The 10370-nt window shown below is 66.7% G+C and carries 11 protein-coding genes and 2 pseudogenes; 2 read left to right on the forward strand and 11 right to left on the reverse strand.

What is annotated here, in order from left to right:
• Positions 1-46: 46 nt before the first annotated feature.
• The 5 genes from rfbC to B2J86_RS11905 all read right to left on the reverse strand — a co-directional run bounded on the left by rfbC (position 47) and on the right by B2J86_RS11905 (position 4393).
• Positions 47-589 carry a dTDP-4-dehydrorhamnose 3,5-epimerase gene (gene rfbC, locus B2J86_RS11885; RefSeq protein ID WP_173025688.1) on the reverse strand — a complete coding sequence of 181 codons (543 nt, stop codon included), beginning with the start codon at positions 587-589 and terminating at the stop codon, positions 47-49.
• Positions 586-1485 (reverse strand): glucose-1-phosphate thymidylyltransferase RfbA, encoded by a 900-nt coding sequence (gene rfbA / locus B2J86_RS11890; RefSeq protein WP_173025689.1) that lies wholly within the window; start codon positions 1483-1485, stop codon positions 586-588. The genes rfbC and rfbA overlap by 4 nt, the downstream gene beginning before the upstream one ends.
• A 19-nt stretch (positions 1486-1504) precedes the next feature.
• The gene (gene rfbD, locus B2J86_RS11895; protein WP_173025690.1) at positions 1505-2407 is read right to left on the reverse strand and encodes a dTDP-4-dehydrorhamnose reductase; all 903 of its coding nucleotides are present in this window, start codon (positions 2405-2407) and stop codon (positions 1505-1507) included.
• On the reverse strand, positions 2404-3468 hold the full coding sequence (gene rfbB, locus B2J86_RS11900) for a dTDP-glucose 4,6-dehydratase (protein ID WP_173025691.1): 1065 nt from the start codon (positions 3466-3468) through the stop codon (positions 2404-2406). Before rfbB ends, rfbD begins: the two co-directional genes overlap by 4 nt.
• A 67-nt stretch (positions 3469-3535) precedes the next feature.
• The gene (locus B2J86_RS11905; RefSeq protein WP_173025692.1) at positions 3536-4393 is read right to left on the reverse strand and encodes a Wzz/FepE/Etk N-terminal domain-containing protein; all 858 of its coding nucleotides are present in this window, start codon (positions 4391-4393) and stop codon (positions 3536-3538) included.
• Positions 4394-4990: 597 nt separating this feature from the next.
• Between B2J86_RS11905 and B2J86_RS11910 the strand changes: the two genes are divergently transcribed.
• Entirely contained in the window at positions 4991-5764 is a 774-nt protein-coding gene (locus B2J86_RS11910; protein ID WP_169170720.1) for a hypothetical protein, read from the forward strand.
• 23 nt (positions 5765-5787) lie between these two features.
• On the opposite strand, the gene B2J86_RS11915 is transcribed toward B2J86_RS11910, so the two are convergent.
• Positions 5788-6558, reverse strand: coding sequence for a type III pantothenate kinase (locus B2J86_RS11915; RefSeq protein ID WP_173025693.1), 771 nt, complete (start codon positions 6556-6558; stop codon positions 5788-5790).
• Positions 6559-6718: 160 nt separating this feature from the next.
• On the opposite strand from B2J86_RS11915, the gene lysM reads away from it, so the two are divergent.
• Positions 6719-7207, forward strand: a complete 489-nt coding sequence (gene lysM / locus B2J86_RS11920; protein WP_169170718.1) for a peptidoglycan-binding protein LysM — start codon at positions 6719-6721, stop codon at positions 7205-7207.
• 53 nt (positions 7208-7260) lie between these two features.
• On the opposite strand, the gene B2J86_RS18205 is transcribed toward lysM, so the two are convergent.
• From B2J86_RS18205 to B2J86_RS11940, 5 genes and pseudogenes are all read right to left on the reverse strand, one after another.
• A complete protein-coding gene (locus tag B2J86_RS18205) occupies positions 7261-7698 on the reverse strand; it encodes a rhodanese-like domain-containing protein (RefSeq protein ID WP_240965106.1) in 438 nt (145 codons plus the stop codon).
• A gap of 174 nt (positions 7699-7872) precedes the next feature.
• Positions 7873-8373 (reverse strand): annotated as a pseudogene (locus B2J86_RS18210) (MBL fold metallo-hydrolase); the annotation flags it as partial.
• A 184-nt stretch (positions 8374-8557) separates the two neighbouring features.
• A complete protein-coding gene (locus B2J86_RS11930; protein ID WP_173025694.1) occupies positions 8558-9490 on the reverse strand; it encodes a M48 family metallopeptidase in 933 nt (310 codons plus the stop codon).
• Positions 9491-9556: 66 nt separating this feature from the next.
• Positions 9557-10141, reverse strand: a complete 585-nt coding sequence (gmhB, locus tag B2J86_RS11935; RefSeq protein WP_169635918.1) for a D-glycero-beta-D-manno-heptose 1,7-bisphosphate 7-phosphatase — start codon at positions 10139-10141, stop codon at positions 9557-9559.
• 10 nt (positions 10142-10151) lie between these two features.
• Positions 10152-10370, reverse strand: a pseudogene (locus B2J86_RS11940) (hypothetical protein); the annotation flags it as partial.

A 10370-nucleotide genomic window follows, 5' to 3' on the forward strand; every position in this document is an offset into this window, starting at 1 on the left:
ACCGCGCGTGACTTGGACTGAAAATGGGATGGCGATACGCCAGCCATCAAAACGTTTCGGCCTCGCGCAGCGCCCGCCCATGCTGGTCTTTGGCGGACAGGCTGGGCTGCGTGGTTACAGGCCAATCAATGCCTATGGCGGGGTCATTCCACGCAATGCAGCGCTCATGCTCAGGCGCGTAATAGTCGGTGGTTTTATACAAAAACTCTGCCGACTCGCTGGTGACCACAAAGCCGTGCGCAAAGCCTGCGGGTATCCAGAGCTGTTTGTGGTTGTCTTCGCTCAACTCCATGCCCACCCACTTGCCAAATGTGGCGGAGCCCTTGCGGATATCCACCGCCACATCAAACACCGCCCCGCGCACCACGCGCACCAGCTTGCCCTGGGACTGTTGAATTTGGTAATGCAAACCACGCAGCACGCCTTTGGCGCTGCGGCTGTGGTTGTCTTGCACAAAGTTCAGGTTCAGGCCGGTGGCCTGGTTGAAGGCTTTCTGGTTGAAACTTTCATAGAAGAAGCCACGGGCGTCGCCAAACACCTTGGGCTCGATGACGAGGACTTCTGCAATGGCGGTGGGGGTCACTTTCATGCTTGCGGCCCCTCTTTGAGCAAGCCCAGCATGTACTGGCCATAGCCGTTCTTGGCCAAAGGCTGGGCCAGTTTTTCGAACTGCTCGGCGTTGATAAAGCCGTTGCGCCAGGCAATCTCTTCGGGGCAGGCGATCTTCAGGCCCTGGCGGTGCTCCAGCGTGGCGATGAACTGGCTGGCTTCGAGCAGGCTTTCGTGCGTGCCGGTGTCCAGCCAGGCATAGCCGCGCTTCATGATCTGCACGTTGAGCTGATCCAGGTCAAGATAGGCTTGGTTGACGGCGGTGATTTCGAGCTCGCCCCGGGCGCTGGGTTTGACGGCCTTGGCGATGTCCACCACCTGCTTGTCGTAAAAGTACAGGCCGGTGACGGCATAGCTGCTCTTGGGTTTCGTGGGCTTTTCCTCGATGCTTCTGGCCTTGCCGCTGCCGTCGAACGCCACCACGCCGTAGCGCTCGGGGTCTTGCACATGGTAGGCAAAGACGGTGGCGCCGCTGGTTTGGGCATCGGCCTCAGCCAGCAAGGGGGTGAAGTCATGGCCGTGAAAGATGTTGTCGCCTAGCACCAGCGCGCTGGGGTGGTTGCCAACGAACTTGTCGCCAATGATGAATGCTTGGGCCAAGCCATCGGGGCTGGGTTGCACGGCGTACTGCAGGTTCATGCCCCACTGGCTGCCGTCACCCAACAGTTGCTCAAAGCGCGGCGTATCCTGCGGGGTGCTGATGACGAGCACATCGCGGATGCCCGCCAGCATAAGGGTGCTGAGCGGGTAGTAAATCATGGGCTTGTCGTACACCGGCAGCAACTGCTTGCTGATGGCCAGCGTGGCCGGATGTAAACGGGTGCCGGACCCGCCGGCGAGGATGAGGCCCTTGCGGGAGGTGCTGAGTGCAGTCATGTTTATGGTTTTTTTGAATTCAGAGGATTTCGGCCAGCATGCGGTCTACGCCCTGCTGCCAGGGCGGCAGGCGCAGGCCAAAGGTGGTTTGCAGCTTGTCGGTGTTCAGGCGCGAGTTGTGCGGGCGTCTGGCCGGCGTGGGGAAAGCGCTGGTGGGCACGGGGGCCACCTCTTTTGCTACCAACTCAATAGCTGGTTGCGCTTGCGCTGCCTGGGCCAGCACGTGTTTTGCATAAGAATTCCAGCTGGCTTCGCCGCTGGCGGCTAGGTGGTAGATTCCCGCTTCGCCGTGCGGCTCGGACGGACGCTGCAGCACCTGGCGTATCGCGTGCGCAGTGACATCGGCCAGCAGTTCGGCGCCGGTGGGCGCACCCCACTGATCATCGATCACGGTCAGGCGCTCGCGTTCGCGCGCCAGGCGCAGCATGGTCTTGGCAAAGTTGCCGCCACGCGCAGCATAGACCCAGCTGGTTCTGAAGATCAGGTGCTTTTGGCAGTGCTGGGCAATCAAGCGCTCGCCTTCAAGTTTGGTCTGGCCGTACACGCTGAGCGGCGCGGGCGCGTCGGTTTCCAGCCACGGCTGCGTGCCGCTGCCGTCAAACACGTAGTCGGTGGAGTAATGCACCAGCCAGGCGCCCAGTTTGTGGGCCTCTTGCGCCAGCACGCCGGGGGCGGCGGCGTTGATGGTGCGGGCCAGGTCAGGTTCGCTCTCGGCCTTGTCCACGGCGGTGTGGGCGGCTGCATTGACGATGACGTCGGGCTGCAGGCGCTGCACCGTGTCGGCCAGACCTTGCAGGTTGCTCAGGTCGCCGCAGAAATCTGTGCTGTGCCGGTCCAGTGCGGTTACCTCGCCCAACGGCGCCAGGCTGCGCTGCAGCTCCCAGCCCACCTGGCCGTTTTTGCCGAGCAGGAGGATCTTCATGCGGTGGCGTATTGGGTCTGCACCCAGTCGCGGTAGGCGCCGCTTTGCACGTTGGCCACCCACTCGGGGTTGGCCAGGTACCACTGCACGGTCTTGCGGATGCCGGTCTCGAAGGTTTCGGCGGGCTTCCAACCCAATTCGCGCTCGATCTTGCTGGCGTCGATGGCGTAGCGCCGGTCGTGGCCGGGCCGGTCTTTGACGTAGCTGATTTGCGTGCGGTAGCTGCTGCCGTCCGCCCTGGGGCGCAACTCGTCGAGCAAGGCGCAGACGGTTTGGACGATCTCGATGTTGGGTTTCTCGTTCCAACCACCGATGTTGTAGACCTCGCCCAGCTTGCCTGCTTCGAGCACGCGGCGGATGGCGCTGCAGTGGTCCCTGACGTAAAGCCAGTCGCGGATCTGCATGCCGTCGCCGTACACCGGCAGCGCTTTGCCGGCCAGGGCGTTGACGATCATCAGCGGGATGAGCTTTTCGGGAAAGTGGTAGGGGCCGTAGTTGTTGCTGCAGTTGGTGGTCAGCACCGGCAGGCCGTAGGTGTGGTGGTAAGCGCGCACCAGGTGGTCGCTGGCGGCCTTGCTGGCCGAATAGGGGCTGTTGGGCTCATAGCGGTGGTTTTCGGTAAAAGCCGCATCGCCGGCGCCAAGCGAACCATAGACCTCGTCGGTCGAGACATGCAGCAGGCGAAAAGCCGTCTTGTCCTCGGCCGGCAGGCTGCCCCAGTAGGCGCGCACGGCTTCGAGTAGTCGAAAGGTGCCGACGATGTTGGTCTGGATGAAGTCTTCGGGGCTGTGGATCGAGCGGTCCACATGGCTTTCGGCGGCAAAGTTGATGACAGCGCGCGGCTGGTGCTCGGCCAGCAGGCCGGCCACCAGGGCGCTGTCGCCGATATCGCCGTGCACAAAGATGTGGCGCGCATCGCCTTGCACCGGGGCCAGGGTTTCGAGGTTGCCCGCGTAGGTCAGCTTGTCGAGGTTGATGACACGCTCCTGCGACTGCGCGAGCCAGTCGAGGACGAAGTTGGCGCCAATGAAGCCGGCGGCTCCGGTGATGAGGATGGTCATAAGTCCACTGATCAAAAAGAATGAAGGCCATCGGTGCAGATGGCCCGTCAACTGATGGCTTGCTTGCCTACCGCAGCCCCAATGCCCGCCGAATGCGCGCCACCTTGCCAGCAGCGTCCGCATCTTTTACCGTGCTGCGCGCAGCCTGCCGCACAAAGACAAACAGCAGCAGCGCCAGTCCAGTGGCCAGGGTGGCGCCAATGGCCAGCAGGGCTTTCTTGGGCTTACTGGCCCTTTGCGGCAGGGTCGGGGCCTGGATGAGTTGGGCGTCTGTCACGCCTTCCAGCTGGGTCTGAAGCGTGGCCACTTGATTCTGTGCGGCGGCTGTGACGCTGAGCAGTTCGGCGTAACCGCGCGCCGACTCGGTGCTGCTGCCTGCGCCGCTCGACTCCATACGTTTGAGCAGGGCGCCTGCGGCGTCTTCGGCATTCTTGATGCGCACCTGCGCGTCCTTCAGTTGGGCTTCAAGCCGCGCCAATTCACTCGCCTTCGGCCGACTTTGCACATACGTTTGCTGGAGCACTGCCTCGGCGATAGCCTGCGCCTGCTGCGGCGCGGGCGCGGAAACTGTGAGCGTGAGCAGTTTGTCATTGCGCCCCACCGCCACCTTGATTTGCTCACGCAGCAGCCGACGCGCTTCTTCGCCCGACTCCTCCGTGGTTAACCCCAAGCCAGCGGCTACCGGGTCCAGTACCGCAGCGGTGGTCATCAGGCTGGCTGTGCCCTGCTCTGCCTTCAGTACGGCGATGCTCTCAAAGGTTTTCGGCACGATGAAGGCAAGGCCCAGCGCGCACAAACCCACCAACATGGGAACAAAGATCAAGAGTTTGATGTTTTCTGCCAGCGTTACCAGGATGTCTAGCAGGCCGATATCTTCTTGCTGTATTGGTTGCGGGATTTCACTGACAAGGCAAGGCTGTTCCATGGAGAGAGGCATTCTGCTGAATAAGGGAAATTCATTGTAGTTGGCATGTACTTTATTGAGCGGTTACAGAAAGAGAAAGCGTCTATGCATCTTCACAATTCCAACAGTCTCCGGCGCGCCAACACCCCGCACCGCAATGGAGGCCAGCCGTTTGGGTGGCTGGCACATAGCTTGGCGCCACCGCTCGGCGCCCATGCTGCAGCGCAATATTTGAATGGACCGCAGCCTCGGTTAGAGTAGCTGCAAACGCCCAATCCAGCGCTGCGAGGGGAGCCGCACACATGGTGAAACGAGCGCCGCTTCGCACGGCAAAACACCCCGTTGAAATCACCCGGGCGCTGTGCCACCGGCTGGGCACGCAGTCCCTGCCTTCACCGCGCTGCTGCCGATCCGGCCGCACCCCGATCCCCGCCTCTTCCGCTGCCCCTGTCCGGTCAAGCACGATCCGCTGCGCCGATCGGGCGCGTCCGCAAGGCACGCGCTGCGCTGCCCGACGCCACGGACCACAGCGTGCCCCTGAACGACCGGGCCCACGCTCACCGGAGGCCGCCGCCTGACGGCCAGGCTACCCCACACCCCGCACTACAGGAGACAGCCATGGCCCAATGGACCCCTTTTCCCCACCCCGGCGCCTACCGCTTCGATAGTGCCACGCTGAAGCAGCAGTGGCCGCAGCTGCACTGCGGCGACGCCGAACCGCTGCCCGACGACGCTGCAGTGCTGCAGGCCTGGGTGCTGTTCCACAACGGGGACTTCCAGGAAGCAGCCCAGGCCGGACTGAGCGCCGGCGGCGCGGGCCTCACGGTGGCCAACCGGGCCACGGCCCTCTACGCCAACTACCTCGAAAAACGGGAGAAGGCGCGGCTCGACCTGTTTTTGCAGGTCGCCGAGCGCGCGCAGGCGCAGGCCGTTGCCGCGCCCGGCAACGCCAACGCGTGGTACCTGCAGGCCTATGCGCTCGGACGCTACAGCCAAGGCATCAGCGTCGCCAAGGCGCTGGCCCAGGGCCTGGGCAGCAAGGTCAAAGGCGCGCTCGAAAAAACCATTGCGCTCGCGCCGGGGCACGCAGACGCGCGCATTGCGCTGGGCGCCTTCCACGCCGAAGTGATCGACAAGGTGGGTGCGCTGATCGGCGGCATGACCTATGGCGCCAAGAAGGAGAAGGGCCTGCAGCTGTTCGCGGAAGCCCTGAAGCTCAATCCTGGCTCGGCCATTGCGCGCATCGAATATGCCAATGCGCTGGTGATGCTGGAGGGCGACAAGCGGATGGACGAAGCCACAGCCCTCTACGAGCAGGCCGCCGCGATGGAGCCGCGGGACGCCGCCGAGCACCTGGACGTGGACCTGGCGCGGGCGGAGCTACAAGACTAGAACAGGCCGCGGTCCACGCCGGCCTAGGCGGCGACAAAACGTCGTGCGGCAATCTCCAGCAGGCCGTCAAAGATCAGGTTGTCGACCAGCTCGAACGGCCGCGTCATGCTCGGCGCCATCTTCCAGCCCGCGCCACCGGTCATCATGCAGACCGGCTCGGCGCCGCAGTGCGCTTTGAGGTGCTGCACCATGCGCTCGACCGCCCCCGCAATCGCATAAGTGCCACCGCTGGTCAGCGCATCGCTGGTGTTGGTCGGAAACAGGCGCACTTCGCCCGTGGGCACATGCAGGCCGGCCGTGCCCGATTCGAGGGCGCGCAGCATGATGCCGTGGCCCGGCAGGATGAGGCCACCGAGAAACATGCCCGCGCTGTCGATGGCCTCGACGGTGACCGCCGTGCCCACCATGACCACGATCAGCGGCCGCGCCGGGCCGTGGGCGAGCATGCGCTGGCGCGCACCAATCATCGCGACCCAGCGGTCACAGCCCAGGCGTGCGGGGTGGTCGTAGCCGTTGACCAGGCCCGCCTCGTGCGAGGACGGCACCACCCAGTGCGCGGAGACATCCCATAGCTCCATCTGCTCTTCGACGCGGCGCTTGATCGCGTCGCCGGCCACGACGCAGCCCAGCATGTGCGTGGGCACGGGCAGCCGGGCCCACGCGCCTTCGGCCAGGCGGTCGATGTGGTCAAGGAACTCGGCCCCCTGCGCCAGCAGTTCGGCCCCTGGCTGGGGGCCCCTGTACAGCGCCCACTTGAGGCGGGTGTTGCCGACGTCGATGGCCAAAAATGTCATGCGGCGGATTATCCCGAGTTTTAGTACCTGGGCTGCAGGGCAGGCTCCAGAGGCCGCAGCACGCTCGCGGCCGGCCGTGCTTTCGGCGCGCTGTCCGACACCGGCGCGCCGCGCGTGGGCATTACAGTGGGCTTTCTTTTGCCACTCAAGGAGTTTGCACATGGGCCTTCTCAGTTTCATCAAGGACGCGGGCGAGAAACTGTTCGGTGGCAAGGACGCGCAGGCGGCCACGGCCACGGCGGCCGCACCGTCGCAGGACGAGCGCAACGCCACGGCCGCGCGCGCCATCGAGACCTACATCGCCGCGCAAAACCTCGGCACCCAGAACGTGCAGGTGGCCTTTGACGGCCTGCAGGGCAAGGTGACGGTGCGTGGCGAGGCCCCCACGCAGGCGGCCAAGGAAAAAGTCACCCTGTGCTGCGGCAACGTGGCCAGCGTGACCAGCGTCGACAACCAGATGAGCGTGGCCCAGGCCGAGCCCGAGGCGCAGTACCATGACGTGGTCAGCGGCGACACGCTCTCGGCCATCGCCAAGAAGTACTACGGTGACGCCAGCAAGTACCCGAAGATCTTCGAGGCCAACCAGCCCATGCTGACGCACCCCGACAAGATCTACCCGGGCCAGAAGCTGCGCATTCCGCCGCCGTAAACAAAACCCCTCCCCACAAAAAACGGACCCGCGGGTCCGTTTTTTGTGCGGCTTCATCCCTGGCGCCACGGCAGGCCGTGCCAGCGCCACCCGCCCGTCTTGCCGCGCTGGGCCTGGGCGTCGGGGTTGCCCTCAAAGCCCTCGAGGATGTTGTAGGCCACCAGACCCAGTTCGGTCGCGCGGCGCGCGGCCGCGATGGAGCGCACGCCGCTGCGGCACAGGAACACGGCCGTGCCGCCCGCGGGCACGGCGGCGCGCAGCTGCGCGTCGAAGCCGGGGTTGAGCGCCATGCCCGGCCACTGCTTCCAGGCCACGGCGGCGGCGCCGGGCACTTGGCCGACCCATTCGCGCTCGGCGTCGGTGCGCACGTCCACCAGCACGGCTTCACCGCGCTGCACCCACTGCCAGGCCAGCGGCGGCGGAACATCGCCCGCATAGCCCTCGGCCGCGCGCGGCGCCTGCAGCGCGGCACCCTCGGCGTCGTGGCGCAGGCCCGAGCGCAGGTTGGCGGGCACGGCTTCGTCGATGCGCCCGGGGCGCGGCAGGTCCAGTCCCTGCATCAGCGCAACGAACTCGGCCTCGCTGCGGCCGGCCACGCGCGCGTTGCCGGCCTTCTCGGCAGCAATGCTCGAATGGCTACGGCCGTGGTAGTCGTGGCCGGGCCAGACGGTGGTGTCGCCCGGCAGCGCGAACAGCACCTCGGTGAGGCTGCGGTAGAGCGCGTGCGCGTCGCCGGACTGGAAGTCGGTGCGGCCGCAGCCATTGATGAGCAGCGTGTCGCCCGTGAAGACGTGGCTGCGCCACACATAGGACATGCTGCCCGCCGTGTGCCCCGGCGTGTGCAGTGCGCGCAGCTGCTCGCCGCCAAAGTCGAGCGTGTCGCCGTGCTGCAGCTGCACGGCGGCCGTGCCGATGCCGCAGTCCGCGGGCGCGGCCGTGCGTGCGCCGGTGTGCTCGGCCAGCAGGCCGGCGCTGGTGATGTGGTCGGCATGGGCGTGGGTTTCCACGGCCCAGCGCAGTGTGAGGCCGCGTGCCTGCAGCGCCGCCAGGTCGCGCTCGAGCTGCGCATCGACCGGGTCGATGATCAGCGCCTCGCGCGTGGCGCTGTCGTGCAGCAGGTAGGTGTACGTGCTCGAGGCCGGGTCGAAGAGTTGCAGCGGAATCATGGGGCGGACCGGTTCGGAGAAAGGGCAAAGGCGCTGGCACCGTGCGCAGCAAATGCATTGTGGACCGCGCCGGCGCCGCGTCAAGCGGCTGCGCACGCGCCGTGCACCGGGTCGGAATTTTTAGGCGAAATAAGCCTCAAACGCTTACTCACACTGCGCAAGCAGCTATTTTTTCAATAGCATATCAATCCCAGCGCGGCGCCGGCTCGTCGCGCAGGCAGCGGCGCAGCGCGGCGTGGTCGGGCACCACGGTGGCCACGGTGCTCCAGAAGCGCGGGCTGTGGTCCATCACGCGCAGGTGGGCCAGCTCGTGCGCCACGACGTAGTCGATGACGGCGGGGCGGTAGTGCAGCAGCCGCCAGTTCAGGCGGATGGAGCCGTCGGTCTTGGCGCTGCCCCAGCGCGTCTGCGCGTTGGACAGGCGCAGGCGGCTCCAGCGCACACCGAGCAGCGGCGCGAAGTGGTCGAGCCGTTCGGTGAAATGCGCGCGCGCCTGGTGCATGAGCCAGGCCTGCACCGCGTCGCGGACCTGCGCCGCGCCGGCGCTGGCGGGCAGGCCGATGCGCAGCTCGGCGGGCGCGCCTGCGGCTGCCGCGCGCAGCACGCCGGCCACGCCCTGGGCCGGGTCGAGCACCACCGTGAGCGGCGCGCCCAGGTAGGGCAGCGCGGCGCCGTCCTGCCAGCGGATGCGCGCGTGCTCCTCGCGCTGCTGGCGCTCGCGCGCCTCGGCGAGCTTGCGCAGGATCCAGCCCGATTTGCGCCGCAGCGCATCGTCCACCGCGGCCAGCGTGACCCCGGTGGGGGCGCGCACCGAGAGGCCGTCGGCGCTCACCGTGAAGCCAATGCTGCGCCGGCGCACGCGCTGCAGCGCGTAGGCCACCACGGCGTCGCCCAGCCGCAGCTCGCGGCGGGCCTGCGGGTGGCGAAAGCTCGCGGGGGCCAGCAGCTCGCCGAGCGACAGCGGGGGCGGAGGCGGAGGTGGGGACTTTTGCGGAGGCTCGATTGCTACGCTTTCAGGAGCTTTCAGCGCTTTCCCTGCATGGGCTGGAGGCTGTTTTGGCGTGAAGCCCTGCGCCGGCGGATCGAACAAGTCCAGCACCAGTTGGATCAAGGACATGGAGGGGGGTCTTTTCAAACGCCAGCGCAGACAGGGCAAGCGCTGGCAGCGGCTGTGTCTATCGCCTCAAGGCAGCGGTGGCGGCGCAGGCAGGGCGCTGTCGTGCGCCAGCAACTCTTCGGCAAAGGCCGCCAGGCTGGCGTGCGCACGCGTGCCCGGGGGCCATTCGGGGGGCAGCGCCGCCGCGGGGTCGAGCCCAGCGGCCGCGCCCGTGCACACCAGGTGCAGCGGGGCGCCGAATGCCGCACCGGCCTGCAGGTGGGCGATGCAGCTGCCCACCACGCACACCTCGTGCGCATCCACGCCGTAGCGCTCGCAGATCTGCTCGAATAGGCCTGTGGCGGGCTTGCGGCAGTGGCAGGCTTCGTCGGGCGCATGGGGGCAATAGAACACGGCGTCGATGCGCCCGCCCATGGCCGCCAGCTGGCGGTGCATGCCGCCATGGATGGCGTTGAGCGCGGCCACGTCGAACAGGCCGCGCCCCAGGCCCGGCTGGTTGGTGGCGATGACCACGCGCCAGCCGCCATGGTTGAGCCGGGCAATGGCGGCGAGCGCGCCAGGCACCGGTGTCCAGTCGTCGGGGCTGGCGATGAAAGGCTCGTCCCCCAGCGCGTTGATGGTGCCGTCGCGGTCAAGAATGGCGATTTTCATGGCGCGATTATCAAAGCAAAGCTCCCGGCGACGCCTGGGCCTGGGGCGGCACCGGCGTGGGCAGGGCCTGCCAGCCGGTCACGAACAGGCCCTGGTAGCGCCCGCGCGCCCACTGCAGCACCACGCGCTGGCCCGGGCGCCACTGCGTGGCCTGCGGGTCGTCGATCAGCACCTGCTGCGGCTGTGCGAGCGTGTCCACGCGCAGCACCAGCAGCGTGCCGCCGGGGCC

Origin of the sequence: Acidovorax sp. SRB_14, assembly GCF_012932145.1 — a bacterium.
GTDB lineage: Bacteria > Pseudomonadota > Gammaproteobacteria > Burkholderiales > Burkholderiaceae_C > Simplicispira.